At 61.3% G+C, this 15,620-nt stretch carries 17 protein-coding genes; 7 read left to right on the forward strand and 10 right to left on the reverse strand.

All coding sequences use genetic code 11. The features are described 5' to 3' along the window. Window positions 1–119 precede the first annotated feature (119 nt). Window positions 120–1,307, forward strand: a complete 1,188-nt coding sequence (gene nhaA / locus NQL71_RS07980; protein ID WP_248686088.1) for a Na+/H+ antiporter NhaA — start codon at window positions 120–122, stop codon at window positions 1,305–1,307. Between the two features lie 71 nt (window positions 1,308–1,378). Here the strand turns inward: nhaA and NQL71_RS07985 are convergent, their stop codons facing one another. Further along, window positions 1,379–1,843, reverse strand: a complete 465-nt coding sequence (locus tag NQL71_RS07985) for an outer membrane lipoprotein (RefSeq protein WP_027925642.1) — start codon at window positions 1,841–1,843, stop codon at window positions 1,379–1,381. A gap of 168 nt (window positions 1,844–2,011) precedes the next feature. Between NQL71_RS07985 and NQL71_RS07990 the strand changes: the two genes are divergently transcribed. Then, a complete protein-coding gene (locus tag NQL71_RS07990) occupies window positions 2,012–2,248 on the forward strand; it encodes a hypothetical protein (RefSeq protein ID WP_046816651.1) in 237 nt (78 codons plus the stop codon). Window positions 2,249–2,253: 5 nt separating this feature from the next. Here the strand turns inward: NQL71_RS07990 and pdxH are convergent, their stop codons facing one another. From pdxH to dinG, 5 genes are all read right to left on the reverse strand, one after another. After that, a complete protein-coding gene (gene pdxH, locus NQL71_RS07995) occupies window positions 2,254–2,901 on the reverse strand; it encodes a pyridoxamine 5'-phosphate oxidase (protein ID WP_046816650.1) in 648 nt (215 codons plus the stop codon). 24 nt (window positions 2,902–2,925) lie between these two features. Then, on the reverse strand, window positions 2,926–4,023 hold the full coding sequence (locus tag NQL71_RS08000; protein WP_077184288.1) for an OmpA family protein: 1,098 nt from the start codon (window positions 4,021–4,023) through the stop codon (window positions 2,926–2,928). A gap of 114 nt (window positions 4,024–4,137) precedes the next feature. Beyond that, complete coding sequence (locus NQL71_RS08005; protein WP_274642501.1) at window positions 4,138–5,283, reverse strand: serine hydrolase domain-containing protein; 1,146 nt, start codon at window positions 5,281–5,283, stop codon at window positions 4,138–4,140. Window positions 5,284–5,466: 183 nt separating this feature from the next. Further along, window positions 5,467–7,968, reverse strand: a complete 2,502-nt coding sequence (locus tag NQL71_RS08010) for a beta-agarase (protein ID WP_274642502.1) — start codon at window positions 7,966–7,968, stop codon at window positions 5,467–5,469. Between the two features lie 95 nt (window positions 7,969–8,063). Further along, window positions 8,064–10,208, reverse strand: a complete 2,145-nt coding sequence (dinG, locus tag NQL71_RS08015; protein ID WP_046816646.1) for an ATP-dependent DNA helicase DinG — start codon at window positions 10,206–10,208, stop codon at window positions 8,064–8,066. A gap of 99 nt (window positions 10,209–10,307) precedes the next feature. Between dinG and NQL71_RS08020 the strand changes: the two genes are divergently transcribed. Further along, on the forward strand, window positions 10,308–10,772 hold the full coding sequence (locus NQL71_RS08020; protein WP_046816645.1) for a CopD family protein: 465 nt from the start codon (window positions 10,308–10,310) through the stop codon (window positions 10,770–10,772). 47 nt (window positions 10,773–10,819) lie between these two features. On the opposite strand, the gene NQL71_RS08025 is transcribed toward NQL71_RS08020, so the two are convergent. From NQL71_RS08025 to NQL71_RS08040, 4 genes are all read right to left on the reverse strand, one after another. Further along, on the reverse strand, window positions 10,820–11,578 hold the full coding sequence (locus NQL71_RS08025; RefSeq protein WP_046816644.1) for a collagen-like protein: 759 nt from the start codon (window positions 11,576–11,578) through the stop codon (window positions 10,820–10,822). Beyond that, entirely contained in the window at window positions 11,571–11,849 is a 279-nt protein-coding gene (locus NQL71_RS08030) for a DUF1145 domain-containing protein (RefSeq protein ID WP_046816643.1), read from the reverse strand. The genes NQL71_RS08025 and NQL71_RS08030 overlap by 8 nt, the downstream gene beginning before the upstream one ends. Window positions 11,850–11,996: 147 nt before the next feature. Then, window positions 11,997–12,713, reverse strand: coding sequence for a PA1041 family peptidoglycan-binding anchor lipoprotein (locus NQL71_RS08035; RefSeq protein ID WP_274642503.1), 717 nt, complete (start codon window positions 12,711–12,713; stop codon window positions 11,997–11,999). 90 nt (window positions 12,714–12,803) lie between these two features. Beyond that, window positions 12,804–13,499, reverse strand: a complete 696-nt coding sequence (locus NQL71_RS08040; protein ID WP_046816641.1) for a PA1041 family peptidoglycan-binding anchor lipoprotein — start codon at window positions 13,497–13,499, stop codon at window positions 12,804–12,806. Window positions 13,500–13,689: 190 nt separating this feature from the next. Here NQL71_RS08040 and NQL71_RS08045 point away from each other — a divergent pair, with 190 nt between their 5' ends. The 4 genes from NQL71_RS08045 (at window position 13,690) to NQL71_RS08060 (ending at window position 15,466) form a co-directional block, all read left to right on the forward strand. Further along, window positions 13,690–14,187 carry a DUF6231 family protein gene (locus NQL71_RS08045; protein ID WP_046816640.1) on the forward strand — a complete coding sequence of 166 codons (498 nt, stop codon included), beginning with the start codon at window positions 13,690–13,692 and terminating at the stop codon, window positions 14,185–14,187. Window positions 14,188–14,191: 4 nt separating this feature from the next. After that, a complete protein-coding gene (locus NQL71_RS08050) occupies window positions 14,192–14,668 on the forward strand; it encodes a YchJ family protein (protein WP_046816639.1) in 477 nt (158 codons plus the stop codon). 100 nt (window positions 14,669–14,768) lie between these two features. Beyond that, window positions 14,769–15,254 carry an LEA/WHy family protein gene (locus NQL71_RS08055; protein ID WP_046816638.1) on the forward strand — a complete coding sequence of 162 codons (486 nt, stop codon included), beginning with the start codon at window positions 14,769–14,771 and terminating at the stop codon, window positions 15,252–15,254. Between the two features lie 5 nt (window positions 15,255–15,259). Continuing rightward, window positions 15,260–15,466 (forward strand): SEC-C metal-binding domain-containing protein, encoded by a 207-nt coding sequence (locus tag NQL71_RS08060; RefSeq protein WP_008056806.1) that lies wholly within the window; start codon window positions 15,260–15,262, stop codon window positions 15,464–15,466. Window positions 15,467–15,620 lie beyond the last annotated feature (154 nt).

Raw genomic sequence — 15,620 nt, forward strand, 5'->3', positions numbered from 1 at the left:
CCTTGCCGGGAAATCGCGTTGTTACGACATATAACAAAAAAGAATATAACTTTTGTTTTAACAACTAACGGTACGGGTTAGGGTGTGCCACCTTTTGACTTTATCGATGGAGAGCGACTTTGCCTCTGCGTAGCACGTTCACGCGTTTCTTTCAGCTGGAAGCTGCCAGCGGTCTGTTACTGATCGCCGCCGCTATCCTGGCGTTGATCATCAACAACTCGCCACTGTCGTGGCTCTACAATGGCCTGCTGGATACCCCCGTCGTCGCTCAGATCGGCGCGTTGAAAATCGCCAAGCCGCTGCTGTTGTGGATCAACGACGGCCTGATGGCGCTGTTCTTCCTGTTGATCGGGCTGGAGGTCAAGCGCGAGGTCCTCGACGGGCAACTGTCCAGGCCGTCGCAGATCGTCCTGCCCGGCGCGGCCGCCATTGGCGGCATGGTAGTACCAGCGCTGATCTACTGGTTCCTCAACCGTGACAACCCACCGGCCCTGGACGGCTGGGCGATCCCAACGGCCACCGACATCGCTTTCGCACTGGGTGTGCTGGCACTGTTGGGCAAACGCGTGCCGGTGTCGCTGAAGTTGTTCCTGATGACCCTGGCGATCATCGACGACCTCGGCGCGATCATCATCATCGCGATTTTCTATTCCGGCGCGCTGTCGACCCTGTCCCTGGCACTGGCCGCCGCCTGCATCGCGGCGCTGATCGGGATGAACCGGCTCGGCGTGGTAAAGCTCGGGCCCTACATGATCATTGGCCTGATCCTCTGGGTCTGCGTGCTCAAGAGCGGTGTGCATGCCACGCTGGCCGGTGTAACCCTGGCCTTCTGCATCCCGTTGCGCACGAAAAACGCCGAACCCTCTCCCCTGCTGGCACTGGAACACGCCCTGCACCCGTGGGTGGCCTACGGCATCCTCCCCCTGTTCGCCTTCGCCAACGCTGGCCTGTCCCTGAGTGGCGTGACCGCCGAGAGCTTCACCCATGCAGTGCCAATGGGCATCGCGGTTGGCCTGTTGCTGGGCAAGACCGTCGGCGTGTTCGGCCTGACCTGGCTGGCGGTAAAAATCGGGATTGCCGCCCTGCCCCAGGGTGCCAACTGGGGCCAGGTACTGGGCGTGGCGATTCTCTGCGGCATTGGTTTCACCATGAGCCTGTTTGTCGGGTCGCTGGCCTTTGAGCCAGGCGTCAGTGACTACGCGGGCATGGATCGCATGGGCATTCTGACCGGTTCGATTCTGGCGGCCTTGATAGGTTATGCCGTGACGGCGGCGGCGAGTCGCAAGCCTGCGCTGCAAGCCGCGTAGGGAACATGATGCGATAAAGAAAAACCCCGGCCAGTCACCTGGTCGGGGTTTTCTTTTTCCCGTGTTCCCGTTTAGTGGGAAACGCGGCTGGTACCATCAACCGTTGAAATGCGTACGCGCTCGCCGACACGGAACACTTCGTTTTCCTGAACCTGTTGCACGTAGGCGCGCATGCTGCCGTCGTCTTCGCGCACGGTGATTTCCACGCCTTGGGTGCGGGTCAGGCCTTCTTCGGCTGCCGAACCTACCAGGCCACCAGCGACGGCACCAATGACCGCGGCGACGATGCTGCCTTTACCGCCACCAATGGCGCTGCCGCCGACACCGCCGACGACTGCACCTGCAGCGCCGCCAATTGGCGTCTTGGTACCTTCGATTTTCACCGGACGCAGGGCTTCGATGGTGCCCATGCGAATTGTCTGCACGCGACGCGCCTCGTCACGGGAATAGGAGTCACCGGTCAAACTCGATTGGCAGCCAGTGAGCAACATCGCCATCGTGGAAAAGGAAGCAACCAGCAGAACAGACTTACGCATAGCATCAACTCCAAAGGACAAGTAATCATTAAACTCCGCAGCTTGACGCCTGTCACGGCATTGCCCGGATAAAAATGTTTCGATTCAGCCTTCGTACAGGCCCGTCCATACGTTCGCCAAACAGCGGCGGCCTACTCGCAAGACAGCGCCACTGACCAGGGAATCCAGATGGATTACTTTATCATTTTCGTTACTACGGTTGCCGGACTGTACTTCCATGGGTGGCTGTACGTGCGGATCAGACGCTGGATGGACCGCGACCTGGCGTTGGCGCTGGCCGGTAAGGATGAGCGCAAACAAGCGTTCATGCTCGAACGGCTGGCGAGTGCTCAGGCGCAGAAAATCAGGCGTCGAGACCTGCCACAGTGGCTCGAGGCCGCAGCGGCAGGCTATCCGGAGCGGTAGACTGCTTAAGGCGCCAGGCGTTCAAGAATCCAGCTGGCGCCCTGCAGGCGATAGTTAAGCCGGTCATGGAGACGGCTTGGACGACCCTGCCAGAACTCGATGCGCTCTGGCAGAAGACGATAACCGCCCCAGTGCTCAGGGCAGTGAGGTTGGGTATCGCTGAAACGTTGCTCGGTATCCTTGAGCAGTGACTCCAGTTCACCACGATCGGCAATCACCCGGCTCTGCGGCGAAGCCCAGGCACCCAGGCGGCTACCCAGCGGGCGCACCTGATAGTACGCGTCGGATTCCTCGGGCGTGACTTTCACCACCCGACCTTCAATCCGTACCTGACGCTCAAGTGTCGGCCAGAAAAACGTCATGGCTGCGAAGGGATTCGCAACCAAATGCTGGCCCTTGGCACTGTCGTAGTTGGTGAAGAAGGTGAAGCCCTGGGCGTCCAGGCCCTTGAGCAGCAGGATGCGGCAGTGCGGCCGCCCCTCCTGGTCGACAGTGGCCAAGGTCATGGCATTGGCCTCCACCGGTGCCTGCTCGGTTTTCACCGCATCGGCAAACCATTGGTGGAACAGCGCAAAGGGCTCGGCCGGGGCTTGTGCCTCGGTCAGGCCATCACGGGTGTAGTCGCGGCGCATATCAGCCAGGGCCTTGGTCATGGCGCATTCCTTATGATTGACGAATTACTTCTTTGTAGCATCCGCAGCGGCGACTTTTTTGCTGTCGGCGGCGGCTTTGGCCGGTGCCGTTTTCTTCGCCGGCGTTGCCGTTTTAGCCGGGGTCTTTTTCGCAGCGGCTTTCTTGGCCGGCGCTTTTTTCGCGACCGGTGCAGCCGCTTTCTTCGCATCGGCAGGTGCGGGAGTCACAGGCTTGGCAACCGGCTTGATGTCCTGGGCTGCAACCATGCGCACGGGCGCCGGGGCTGGCATGTTGTACTTGCTCAACAACGCGACCATGGTGTTTTGCGGGGTCACCAGCAGCTCCACGCGGCGGTTCAGGGAACGCCCTTCGACGCTGTCATTGGCTGCACGCGGGGCTTCACCGCCCATGCCACGCAGCATCAGGCGATCGCGCTGCAGGCCGCTGAGTCGGAAGATCGCAGCTACCGACTGGGCACGTTCCTGGCTCAACTTGACGTTGGCAGGGGCTGCGCCCGAGGTATCGCTGTGGCCGAGTACCAGTACCGCAGTCTTCGGGTCGGCTTCAAGGATTTTCGCAACGCGAGTGAACGGGCCGAGGGTGACCGGCAGTAGCATGGCCGGGCGGTCCGGGTTGAACGAGCCTTCTACCGGCGCGGTCACCACCAGGACGTTTTCACGGCGTTCGAGTTGCAGGTTGCTGTCCTTGATCGCTGTACGCAGGCGAGGTTCGTAGTCGTCAAGCCAGGCCTGAGTGACTTTGGGATCCGGCATCGGCACGACTTTGGCAGTGCTCTGCTCTTTGCCGCCGAACGGCCACCACCACTTGCCACCCGCATCGGCCTCGGCCTTGGCCTTGGCCACTTCGACCGGCTTGGCCTCAGGTTTTACCTCTGGCTTTTTATCGAGCATTTCTTCGGAGCCGAACGGCCAGTACCAAGGGTTGGAGCTTTCAGCTTTGGCCACCGGAGCGGTTGCAACAGGCTTCAACGGGGCCGGGGCCGGAGCCGGGTCTTTGGCGGCGACTTTGTCTGAAGAGCCGAACGGCCACCAGCTGCCGCCGTCTGCATCACTTTTCGGATTCTGGGCGCAACCGGTAATAGCGAAGCACAGTGCCAAGGCGAGGGTTGGTTTGGTTGACATTGGATATCCACAAAAAATGAAGTAATGAAAATCAGGCTGGGTCGGCCCACATAAACAGACGCTTGGAAACTGAAAAGGCTGTCGGGTTCCAGTTCCGGAACCCTTGAGCGTGATTTACAGACAAGTGGCCAGTACCCGCACAAGCTTTTGTGCACGCGGATCCATCAAGACGTACGGCCCCAGGGTATTTGTCACAAAACCAAACGCCACATCATGTTCCGGGTCAGCAAAACCAACGGAACCGCCGGCGCCCGGATGACCGAACGCGCGCGCGCCCAGGCCGAAGGTCGCATTGGGCACGTCCGGTTGGTCGAGCATGCATCCCAGGCCGAAGCGGGTTCGCGTCAACAGTGTCTTGTCCTCGCCAAGGCTGTGCTCACGGGTCAGTTCATCGAGCAACTCACCTTCCAGCAGGCTGCCATCGAGTAATCCGGCGTAGAACCCGGCCAGGCTACGGGCATTGCCGTGGCCATTGGCCGCCGGCTGCTGCATGCGCCGCCACTCCGGCTTGTTGGTGCTGGTCAGCACCGAGGGCGGATTGGTGAACGCGCGGGTGGTCATGGCCGTTGGCTCGCGCATGGTCACTTGCAGCAGGCGCTGGGCCGCAGCATCGCCGACATTGCCCTTGCCGCGGGCAATGTGCGCCACGCGAGGAAACTCTTCATCGGCCAGGCCGACGTGAAAATCCAGGCCCAAGGGTTTGGCAACTCGCGCCACGATGGATTCACCGGGGCCACGACCGTCCGCACGGCGCAGCAGCTCGCCGATCAGCCAGCCATAGGTGATGGCCGCATAACCGTGGCCTTCGCCTGGCGTCCACCAAGGCGCTTCAGCGGCCAGGGCGTTGACCATGGTTTGCCAGTCGTAAAGCGCTTCGGGAGCCAACAACTCGCGCAATGCCGGCAGACCGGCCTGATGGCACAGCAGCTGGCGCAGGGTGACCGATTCTTTGCCAGCTGCGGCGAATTCCGGCCAATAGCGGGCCACCGGGGTGTCCAGTTGCAGCTTGCCTTCGGCCACCAGTTGCAGGGCGGTGACGGCAGTGAAGGTCTTGGTGCAGGAAAAGAGGTTGGCGATGGTGTCGCTGTGCCAGGCTTCAGTCCCGTCCTTGTCGGCGGTGCCGGACCACAAGTCGACGACGGTTTGGCCGCCGATCTGGATGCATAATGCGGCGCCACGTTCCTGAGGATCGTCGAACAGCGCCGCGAACGCTTCACGCACTGCCTCGAACTTAAGCTCGTAATGACCCTGAATCTGCACCCGCAACTCCCCGGAAAAACCTTGTATAAAGTGGGCCGCATTGTTCCAGCCCTTGAGGGTTTTGGGAACAGGGGCGGGCTGGGCGGTCAATCGCCCGTTAAAACTGATCAGAATTATTTGTGTCTGTAATGAGGCCCTCGCGGGCAAGCCCGCTCCCACATTGAATTTCAGTCGTATCGAGGCTCAATGACCTTCGCCGGAATGCCCACCGGCGCCCTTCCCCGGGCCTTTGCCGGCGTCGGCCTTGCGCCCGCCCTCGGCGTCGTGGCTGGCCTTGTCGAGCTCGGATGCGGCCTTCTGGGCCTCTTTAGCCAATTGATCGACTGTCGCCAGATTGCTCTTGCGCACACTGTCGACAAAACCCTGGAACGGCAGATCGGTAATGCCCACCAGACCGAAGTGACCATTTTCGCCATCCAGCAGGCGCCCGGTTACGGGTTGGTCGAGGTATTGGAACCAGTGCACACCGACAATCGACGGTTCGGCAAGCGCCTGTTTCAGGAAGTTCGCGTAGGCTGGGCCACGGTCTTCTTCCTTCGCCAGTTGCGTCACGCCGCCCCAGAACGGGCCGCGATCGGTGGAGCCGAAATTGAATTCGGTGACCAGTACCGGTTTGTCCAGGCCGCGCAATTTGGCGAAGTCGTAACCGTCCTGGGGTTGCAAGGTGTACATGTTGAAGCTCAGGACGTCGCAGTACTGCGCACAGGCCTCGACGGCCTCCGGGGTGCTGATGGCAAACCGGCCGCCGAGCAACAGCTGGTTCGGTGCATGCCACTCTAGCGAGTCGGAAATGGTCTTGAAGTAGGTATCGGCAAAGACCTTCTGGAAGTATTTGAAGTCAGCCTCGATTTCCGGGTGCTCGGCGCTAGGCAGCGGCGGCACGAAGCCCGGGTCTTCCATCAGCTCCCAGGCTGGCAGATCAATACCCCAGGCCTTCGACAAGCCTGCCTGGTTACGGTATTTGTCGCGCAATTGCTTGAGGAACGCGCGCTTGGCCGGCACGTCGGTGGTCATTTTCAAGGTGCCGTACGCGAGCGCGTAACGGTCTTTCGGGTCATCGCCGGGACCGGCCCAGGCCAGTTCGTTGTCGGCGAAGTAACCGATCAGCCAAGGATCGTCGCGGTGGTCGCGGGCGGCAATGGCCACCGCGCGCTCCGTCGCCATGGCGAAACGTGGGTCGAACGGGTCGGGCATCGCGCCCCACCAGTCTCTGCCGGTGCTGATGCTGGCATAATCGCCGACGATCGACAGTGGCAAGGTGTACGGCATGCGCTGCGCCTCGCCCAGTGCCGGTGCGCTCCAGTTGCCGAGGGTGTTGAACCCCCACGCTTGCAGGCGCGCCAGGGTATGGTCGGTCCAGCGCTGCTCATCGAAGGTCGTTTTGCACGACTCGGCAGGTACCGGCTCAGCCGCTTTCGCCACCGTCGCATCGACGGCACCAGCCTTGGCGGCTTCGGCGACACCGGATTCGGCCGTTGATGGCACAACGGCGGTCTCGGCCGCCTTCTCGGCCGTCGCCTCTACCGCATCGGCCTTGGCCGCTTCGGCAACGCCGGCCTTGGTATTGCTACCCAATGCACAAGGGTCGCCGTTCAGGCGCTGCAAGTTGGCGCCGTAGAAGTCATACCACCTTCCAGAATTGAAACCCCGGCCCTGATCGACGCCGTTGCCACCGCGGTTATCGCCTTCACCGAAGTGATTGGCCAGCGGTTCGTCAGTCTTGGGCAGGGATTCGAACATCCATTCACGACCGGCGACATAAGTCTGGTTGACGTCCGCGGCAACGGTATTGACCCCCAGGGAGTAGAACGGATGCCCTTGGGGCGTCACCAGGTACCAGCGACCGTCGCGTTTCTCGGTGCGGAAGAAGCCGCTGGCCTTGAACGTCGGTCCGTTGGTCCAGCCGCCGAACGTGTCCAGGGGGGACTTTTCGCGCTCACCCAGCCAGGTTTTCAGCTGCTGTTGTTCCTTGGCGGCGGCGCTTTTCAGTTGTTCGTCGCTGCTGATCTTTTCTGGCCATTTGGCCCGGGTCGATTGACCATAGGCGTCCACCAGACCGCCATAGACCGTTTGGGTCACACCTTCACCGTCCTGCACGCCGAAGCGCTCCAGCAGGATGCTCTGGGCGACTTTCGGTTGATCCATGGACAAGCTGACCGACACCACGTGGCTGCGGTCCAGCTCACCGGCACTGCTGGCCAGCAAAACGCGCTGGCCATCGACCGTCATCGGCATTGGCGGGCCAGCCTTCAGGCCCTGGCTCAGCGGTGAAGTCGGCAGCAACGGCACCAACAGGGTCTGCGCCGGGCCGGCTGGAAGATCGACGCGACTGACCAAGGTCTTGCCGTCATTGCTCTGGATGGTCACGTACAGGGTCAAGGCCCAGTTCATGGCGCTCTGGATCCGCAGGCTCATGACGCCCGACTGGGACCAGTCCCAGACGCCGGTCTGCGGGGACAGGCGCAGGGTTGGTCGGGCAACCGGGTTGAAGGTAACCCGGCGCAGCACTTCGCCTTCGGGGGTCTGTTCGGCGTTGGACTGCGGCAGGCTGGCGTCCTGGGTCGCCACCTGGACCACATCGGCGGGGCGTACAAAGTTGAACAGCGTCTGCTGCCCGGCGGGTGCGGCCAGCAAGGGCGTTGCGAACATCAGGGCAAGAACGGCAGGTAGCGAACAGCGAATCATGAGAACGGAATTCTCCCTGGCGACCCGAATGGGCCAATGGAAAAGCAATGGTAGAGAGATAGACAACGCGGTGGGCAAAACTGCCCACCGGTTTATCAGGAAATTTCACGTCGGAAAGGAGGTAACGCATTGAGGATTGCCTTGCCATAGCGCTGGGTGACCAGGCGCCGATCAAGCAAGGTGATGGTGCCGCGGTCCTCTTCGGTGCGCAGCAGGCGCCCGCAGGCCTGGACCAGTTTCAGCGAGGCGTCCGGCACGGAAATTTCCATGAACGGATTGCCGCCACGGGCCTCGATCCATTCGGCCAGCGCCGCTTCTACCGGGTCATCAGGGACCGAGAACGGAATCTTGGCGATCACCACGTGCTCGCAGTACGCACCGGGCAAGTCGACCCCTTCGGCAAAACTCGCCAAGCCGAACAGCACGCTGGAATCACCGCCATCGACTCGCGCCTTGTGCTTGTTCAGGGTTTCCTGTTTCGACAGGTTGCCTTGAATGAACACTTGCTTGCGCCAGTCGCGGTCCAGGCCGTCGAACACGTCCTGCATCTGCTTGCGCGAGGAAAACAGCACCAGCGTGCCCCTTGAGCCTTCTACCAGGTCCGGCAGATCGCGGATGATTGCAGCGGTATGGGCCGCCGCATCCCGCGGATCGGCGTTCAGGTTCGGCACCCGCAACACGCCGGCGTCGGCGTGATGAAACGGGCTGGGCACCACGGCGGTCACGGCTTTTTTCGGCAAGCCGGCGCGCATGCGGAAGCGGTCGAAGGTGCCCAGGGCGGTCAAGGTGGCCGACGTCACCAGTGCGCCATAGGCGACGTTCCACAGGTTGCGCCGGAGCATTTCCGCCGCCAGGATCGGACTGGCATTGACCTCGATATCGAACAGCGAGCCGCTTTCCGCCAAGGTCAACCAGCGCGCCATGGGTGGGTTGTCTTCCGGGTCTTCAGCAGTGAACGCGACCCACAACTCCCAGTTGCCGGATGAGCGCGACAACAGACTGCCGAACAGCGGATACCACTCTTCGGCCTGGTTGCTGGCGATCCCGATATTGACCTCGCCGTCCATGCCTTCCTTGAGCAATTCAGTGAGGCGGGTAAACAGGTCGGTCAGGCGCGCGTAGCCTTTTTTCAGCTCGCTGCCCATTTCGCGCATGTGCTCGGGAATCACCCCTCCGACGAAACGGTGGCGCGGGCGTTCGCGGCCTTCGACATCTTCGCCGGGCTTGAAGTCGGCGATCTGCTCACAGGCGGTGAACATGAACTGTTGCTGGGTCTTGATCTCCCGCGCCAGCTCCGGCACCTGCTCGATCAGCTTGCCCAGATCACCCGGCAACGGGTGCTGGGCCAGCAGCTTGGTGAGGTTCTTGGCAGTGGTTTCCAGCCAGTCGGCGGTGGAACGCAGGCGCGTGTAGTGGGCGAAGTGACCGATGGCCTTGTCCGGCAGGTGATGGCCTTCGTCGAACACGTAGATGGTGTCGCGCGGATCGGGCAGCACGGCACCGCCGCCCAGTGCCAGGTCGGCCAGGACCATGTCGTGGTTGGTGACGATCACATCGACCTTGCCCATGCCTTCGCGGGCCTTGTAGAAGGCGCACTGGCCGAAGTTCGGGCAATGACGATTGGTGCACTGGCTGTGATCGGTGGTCAGGCGCGCCCAGTCGGCGTCTTCCAGGGCGGTGGACCAGCTGTCGCGGTCACCGTCCCATTTATTGCCGGCGAGCTTCTCGATCATGCTGGTGAACAGCTTCTGACTGGCCTCATCGACCTCGATCTTGAAGCCTTCTTCTTCGAACAACTGGGCGGTGGCGGTTTGTGCGTGTCCTTCCTGGAGCAACATGTCGAGCTTGGACAGGCACATGTAGCGCCCACGGCCCTTGGCCAGCGCAAAACTGAAATTCAGCCCGCTGTTGCGCATCAGGTCGGGCAAATCCTTGTAGACGATCTGCTCTTGCAAGGCGACGGTGGCCGTGGCGATCACCAGGCGTTTGCCGGCAGCCTTGGCCGTGGGGATGGCGGCCAGGCTGTAGGCCACGGTCTTGCCGGTACCGGTGCCGGCTTCCACCGCAACTATCGCGGGGTCGCCACTGCGCCGGCCTTCGTCGTCGGTGTCGATGTCACCGAGGACCTTGGCTATTTCGGCGATCATCAGGCGTTGGCCGTAGCGCGGCTTGAGGCTCTTGGCTTCGAGAAAACGCGAATAGGCGCCCTGGATCGTGGTTTTGAGTTCGGTGCTGATCATGGATTGTCGGGCGCAAAAAACGCTGGATAAATTTTCAGTGGTTCGGTTCGGCCGCTATCATACCCCGCTAATTAATCCCGCGCAGAACGGAGTAACCCGATGACACTTTTTAGCCTCATTTATAGCCTGCATGTACTGGCAGCCCTGGTCTGGGTCGGCGGCATGTTTTTCGCCTGGATGGTCTTGCGCCCTGCGGCCTTGAAGGCCCTGGAGGGCCCTGCCCGGCTGAAGCTGTGGCTGGAAGTGTTTCAAGGTTTTTTCCGCTGGGTCTGGGTCGCGGTGGTGCTGCTGCCGATCAGCGGCGTTGGCATGATTCATCTGCAGTTCGCCGGCTTTGAAAGCGCCCCGCGGTATGTGCAGGTGATGATGGGGTTGTATGTGGTGATGACCGCGTTGTTCATCCGGATCCAGGCATTGATGTTGCCCGAACTGCGTACCGCGGTGACGGCCCAGGATTGGCCGGCGGGGGCTGCGGTACTGGGAAGGATTCGCCGCTTGGTGGGGATCAATTTGATGGTGGGGTTGGTGTTGGTGGCGATTGCTGCAGTTCGGCCGGTGTTGTGATGTGATCGTTCCCACGCTCTGCGTGGGAACGATCAGTCTGTGGGGGATTACAACCGCTGCACCGTCACCGACCCCGCAGCCCCCTCCACCCCCGGTTGCCCATCAATACCAGGCTTGCCGCTCTTGCCGCCATCGGCCTTGTAGACCAGGCAGCCCTTGGCCTTACCGCCTGCCCCTGGCTTGCCACCAGGTCCGGCCATGCCACCAGGACCGCCGGCCACTTGAACCTTGATCCTGTCTGCCGGGTAATCGCGCGGTACGGCCAGCCTGACCGCCGCGCCAGGCGCACCTGCCTGGCCATCACTGCCGTCGCTGCCATCGGCACCGCGACCCGCCTGGCCCCAGGCGCAACCCGGTGCCTGGCCGTTGGCTCCGTCGAGGCCGATAAACCCCGGCGCACCCGCGCCACCGCGAGCATCCACCAGTAGTTGTGGCGCTCTCAGCGCCTTGATCTGCATGTTCAGGTTGCGCCCGGAACGGGCGGCTTTCTGGTAAGTCCCCGGGGCACCGCGCGCGGTAATCTGGCTACCCTCGGACAACTCGGCGCGATTGACCTTGAGCTCCAGCGCCTGTTCGCCGGGGACGATGGTGATTCGCGCGTCACGGCCCAGGTGCAGTTCTCCGACGGTGACCTCGGTTACGTTCGAGGGAATCAGCAAGGTGCCATAGTCAGCTACTTCCAACCGTTCAAGCTGCAGGGTGCTGGCGGTGTTGGGCAGGCGCATCAGCGAGTTGGTTTCAACGCTCACCACCTGGGCGCAGGCCAATGGGCTGATGAGTGCGGCGAGCAGACAGAGTTTACGCATGGGAAGCCTTAGGCACAGTGGGAGCCGGGATGGTTTGCAGGTGGAAGACGCCAAAAAAGAGGATTTTCAGGCGATCGAGCCAAGGGTGGGCACGGCCCCTGAGCGTGCGGAAGCAGAACATCGCCTCCAGCAGGTGAAGCCCCGCCAGCAGGCAGCCGGCCAGATTGACCAGCAGGTGCAGCGGATAGATGAATGGCGTGAGCTGATTGACCAGCACCACCAGCCAGAACACCAGGGTCAACAGCTTCCCCAGCCCCCATATCACCTTCATACGCGCCCCCGACCAGAATTATTATTTGCTCGCACAGTAACGGCTTCCACGCGGGATAAGCCAGAGGGCAACCGAAAATTCTTCATGAAGATCGGCAAATGCCGACGGAACGACGTAAATCGTCGCCCGACGGCTCTATTGCGCGGTTCAGCGGTTGATATTCAATTCCACACGGCGGTTTTTCGCGCGACCTTCTTCGGTTTCATTATCGGCAACGGGCTCACTTTCACCCTTGCCTTCGCTGGTGACCTTGTTCGGCGTGACGCCCTGGCTCAGCAAATATTCGGCGACGCTGCTCGCACGTTTTTGCGACAGTTCCAGGTTGTACTCATCCGAACCGACGCTGTCGGTATGACCGACCACCTTGATGCTCGCGACGTTGGGGTCCTGCAGTTTGCCCATGACCGAATCCAGCCTGCTTTGCATGGAAGGGGTCAAGTCAGCGCTATTGAAGGCAAACAGCACATCATCGGCATCGCTCAGGGTGATGACTTCGGCTTGCACAGGTTCAGGCTTCGCGCTCGCCGGGTATTGCGGCAGCGGGCAACCATGATGTTCCACAGGGGTATTGGCGGGGGTATCCGGGCAGCGATCACGACGGTCGAAGACGCCATCGTCGTCTTCGTCGCCGTCCTGGGCATAACAGATCAAGCCACCGGTCAGGACACCCAGCGCCGCTCCACCGGCCGCCCAACCGCCACTTTCGAGAGCACCCAAACCTCCGCCGACGAGTCCGCCAATAAGGCTGCAGATCGGCCAGGTACGTTGATTGAGGGGGGCAGTGCCATCGCTGTGAGTAGCGCAACCGGTCAACAGGCTGCCAAGCAGCAGAACCGGCAAGACGGTCCGTGTGAGATTGCTCATTTCTGAAAGCTCCTGTGTCACCGGCCAATGCCGGTTACACAGGAGTAAAGACCCGCATCCACGACTGCACAAGCCGCGGATGCGTGGGGTCTAGCGGTTGATTTTGATTTCCGTACGACGGTTCATCGCGCGGCCGTCAGCGGTTTTGTTGTCTGCAACCGGCTGGCTTTCACCGGCACCGGTGACCGACACGAAGCTGCTGCGAGGTACACCACTTTCGATCAGGTATTCCACCACCGAGTGGGCGCGTCTATCCGACAGTTTCTGGTTGTAGGCATCGCTGCCCACACTGTCGGTGTGACCGGTCACGGTCAGGCGGGCGCTGGCGGCTTCCTGTTTCAAGCGAGTGGCAATGGTGTTGAGCTTGTCTTTGTCGGCGGCTGTCAGCTTGGCCGAGTCGAACTGGAAGTTGACATCGCGAATGACGATGGTTTCTTCCTTGACCACCACGGCTTCTTCAACCACTGGAGCAGGTGCAGGTGGTGGGCAGCCATCGGCATCGACCCGTACGCCTTTTGGCGTGCCCGGGCACTTGTCGCGACTGTCGAGCACACCGTCACCGTCTTCGTCACCATCACCGTGAACCCAGCAATAGGCTGCCGCCGTAGCACCGACTACCAAGGCGCCATAACCGGCCCATGATGAACTCTCGGTTGCACCGAGACCCGCACCTACGACACCACCGACCGCCGCACAGGTCGGCCAGTCGGTTTTCTGCAAACCTGCGCAACCAGTCAACACACTGGTTAGCAGAACCAGGGGTAATGCTGTCCGAACTATGCTCATCTAGTTTTCTCCTGAAGGATCGGCTTAGAACCGATTCAGGGAGTAAAGACCGGAGTTTTAATCTCCGCCAGCAATAGGCCATAGCAGTTTTGTCTGCTGATTGGGGGGGATCGTGATTTTTGCGGCAAACGCGCTCTAGGATCGAACTGGCGGGCAGGCTAGTCTTGGCAAATCTCATAGAGGAACTTCGATGATTGCCGGTATTTCTTCGCGCACACCGCAGCAGGCGCTGGCCGCCCTGCTCGACCGTTACGCCCCCGCGCGCCTGTTGTTGATAGGCGCCAGCGAATTCCCTGCGCTGGAGGCCTTCAAGCTGGCGCATCCAGACAGCAGTGTGGCGCACGCAGCGCCCGGGGCGTTGCCCGCGGAGCTGGCGGCACGGCGCTTTGACCTGGCGCTGGTGGTCGACTGCCTCGAGCACTTGCCCAAGCGTGACGGCCTGAACCTGCTCGGCGGCATTCGCAACCTCAACGCCAGCCGCATCGCGGTGCTGGCCGACTTGCCGGCGAGCGGCTGGCAGGAAACGGATTTTTTCTCCCTGGCTTTGCAAGCCAGCGAACGCTTCCAGCGTGACGAACAGGTGTTGACCCTGTTCACCTATGATCTGCTTGACTACAAACAAGTACCCGACTGGCTCAATTCGCGTTTCTGGGCCAATCCGGAAAATTTCGGGAAATATTGGTGGTAACGCAATGAGTACATCCATTTGCCCTTGCGGCAGCGGCACCCTGCTCGACGCCTGCTGCGGCCATTACCATGCCGGACATCCGGCGCCCTGCGCCGAAGCCCTGATGCGCTCGCGCTACAGCGCCTACGTGCTGGGCCTGATCGATTATCTGGTGGCAACCACCCTGCCCGCCCAGCAGGCCGGGCTCGACCGTCAATCGATCACCGACTGGAGCGCCCAGAGCACCTGGCTGGGCCTTGAAGTCGAGAGCTCCGAAGTCCTCGGCGGCCAGCCGGAGCATGCCTTCGTCACCTTCACCGCCCGCTGGCATGACGGCAGCGGCGAACACAGCCACCGCGAACGCTCGTCGTTCGTGCAGAACGCGGGGCGCTGGTACTTCATCGACCCTACCGTGCAACTGGACATCGGACGCAACGACGCCTGCCCTTGCGCCAGCGGGCACAAATTCAAGAAGTGCTGTTCGGGGTATTTCGGTAGCTGACCCCGATCTGTAGGAGCCGGCTTGCCGGCGAACCATACGATGCGGTATGCCAGCCACGCCGCCTTCGCTGGCAAGCCAGCTCCTACAGGGGAGAAGTACGATGATCACCCAGAGACTCGAACGCTTTCTGCTCACCCTGGCCCTTTGCCTGGGGCTCGGTGGCTGCACGTCCTGGTTCAGCACCGACGAGCCGGACCCCGAAGTGCATCTGGTTCGGGTCGAGGTGGTACGGGCCAAGCTGATGGAGCAACGGTTTGTCCTGCATTTTCGCATCGACAACCGCAACGACAGCGAACTGACCGTGCGCGGCCTGGAGTATCGCATCCACTTGGGCGATATCCTGCTGGCCGAAGGCGAGCATGAGCACTGGATCACCGTCAATCCCAAGAGCAGCCGCTTTTACAAGGTGCCGATCCGCACCAACCTGTGGCCCAAGGTCAAGGACCTGGTCAAACAGCTGAAAAACCCCGAGCAGGCCGTTCCGTATCGACTGGAAGGTGAGATGGAAACCGGTTTATTCATCGCCCACTACGTGCACCTGGCGCGTAATGGCGTGATAATCCCCGCCGATCTAATTCCGGAGTAACCTCGATGACCCAGCAACCCCATGTCCATGGCCCAGACTGCAACCACGATCATGATCATCACCAGCATGATCACGACCATGGCCATGTTCACGGCCCGAACTGCGGCCACGCCCACCAGGAGCCGGTGCGCAACGCCTTGAAAGACGTTGGCCGCAACGATCCTTGCCCCTGCGGCAACGGCAAGAAGTTCAAGAAGTGCCACGGCGCTTGATCGACTGATCGGCAGCAATGCAGCTCCCATCCTGCCTGGGAGCTGCACGTCAGCACCAGATCAATGACCGAAAACACCCACCTTCTTCGCTTTCTTTTCCGTGCGCTTTTCGATCGCGGATTTCAGCGGTTTTTTCTTCGCTGCTTTCTTTGAA

Origin of the sequence: Pseudomonas serbica (assembly GCF_028823535.1) — a bacterium.
Classification (GTDB): domain Bacteria; phylum Pseudomonadota; class Gammaproteobacteria; order Pseudomonadales; family Pseudomonadaceae; genus Aquipseudomonas; species Aquipseudomonas serbica.

Excerpts from the sequence above, each read along its gene's own strand:
- dinG (WP_046816646.1), bottom strand. The coding sequence starts at position 10,208 with ATGATCAGCACCGAACTCAAAACCACGATCCAGGGCGCCTATTCGCGT.
- NQL71_RS08025 (WP_046816644.1), bottom strand. The coding sequence starts at position 11,578 with ATGCGTAAACTCTGTCTGCTCGCCGCACTCATCAGCCCATTGGCCTGC.
- NQL71_RS08055 (WP_046816638.1), top strand. The coding sequence starts at position 14,769 with ATGATCACCCAGAGACTCGAACGCTTTCTGCTCACCCTGGCCCTTTGC.
- NQL71_RS08010 (WP_274642502.1), bottom strand. The coding sequence starts at position 7,968 with ATGATTCGCTGTTCGCTACCTGCCGTTCTTGCCCTGATGTTCGCAACG.
- NQL71_RS08020 (WP_046816645.1), top strand. The coding sequence starts at position 10,308 with ATGACACTTTTTAGCCTCATTTATAGCCTGCATGTACTGGCAGCCCTG.
- pdxH (WP_046816650.1), bottom strand. The coding sequence starts at position 2,901 with ATGACCAAGGCCCTGGCTGATATGCGCCGCGACTACACCCGTGATGGC.
- NQL71_RS08030 (WP_046816643.1), bottom strand. The coding sequence starts at position 11,849 with ATGAAGGTGATATGGGGGCTGGGGAAGCTGTTGACCCTGGTGTTCTGG.
- NQL71_RS08040 (WP_046816641.1), bottom strand. The coding sequence starts at position 13,499 with ATGAGCATAGTTCGGACAGCATTACCCCTGGTTCTGCTAACCAGTGTG.
- NQL71_RS08045 (WP_046816640.1), top strand. The coding sequence starts at position 13,690 with ATGATTGCCGGTATTTCTTCGCGCACACCGCAGCAGGCGCTGGCCGCC.
- NQL71_RS08035 (WP_274642503.1), bottom strand. The coding sequence starts at position 12,713 with ATGAGCAATCTCACACGGACCGTCTTGCCGGTTCTGCTGCTTGGCAGC.
- NQL71_RS08050 (WP_046816639.1), top strand. The coding sequence starts at position 14,192 with ATGAGTACATCCATTTGCCCTTGCGGCAGCGGCACCCTGCTCGACGCC.
- NQL71_RS07990 (WP_046816651.1), top strand. The coding sequence starts at position 2,012 with ATGGATTACTTTATCATTTTCGTTACTACGGTTGCCGGACTGTACTTC.
- NQL71_RS07985 (WP_027925642.1), bottom strand. The coding sequence starts at position 1,843 with ATGCGTAAGTCTGTTCTGCTGGTTGCTTCCTTTTCCACGATGGCGATG.
- NQL71_RS08000 (WP_077184288.1), bottom strand. The coding sequence starts at position 4,023 with ATGTCAACCAAACCAACCCTCGCCTTGGCACTGTGCTTCGCTATTACC.
- NQL71_RS08060 (WP_008056806.1), top strand. The coding sequence starts at position 15,260 with ATGACCCAGCAACCCCATGTCCATGGCCCAGACTGCAACCACGATCAT.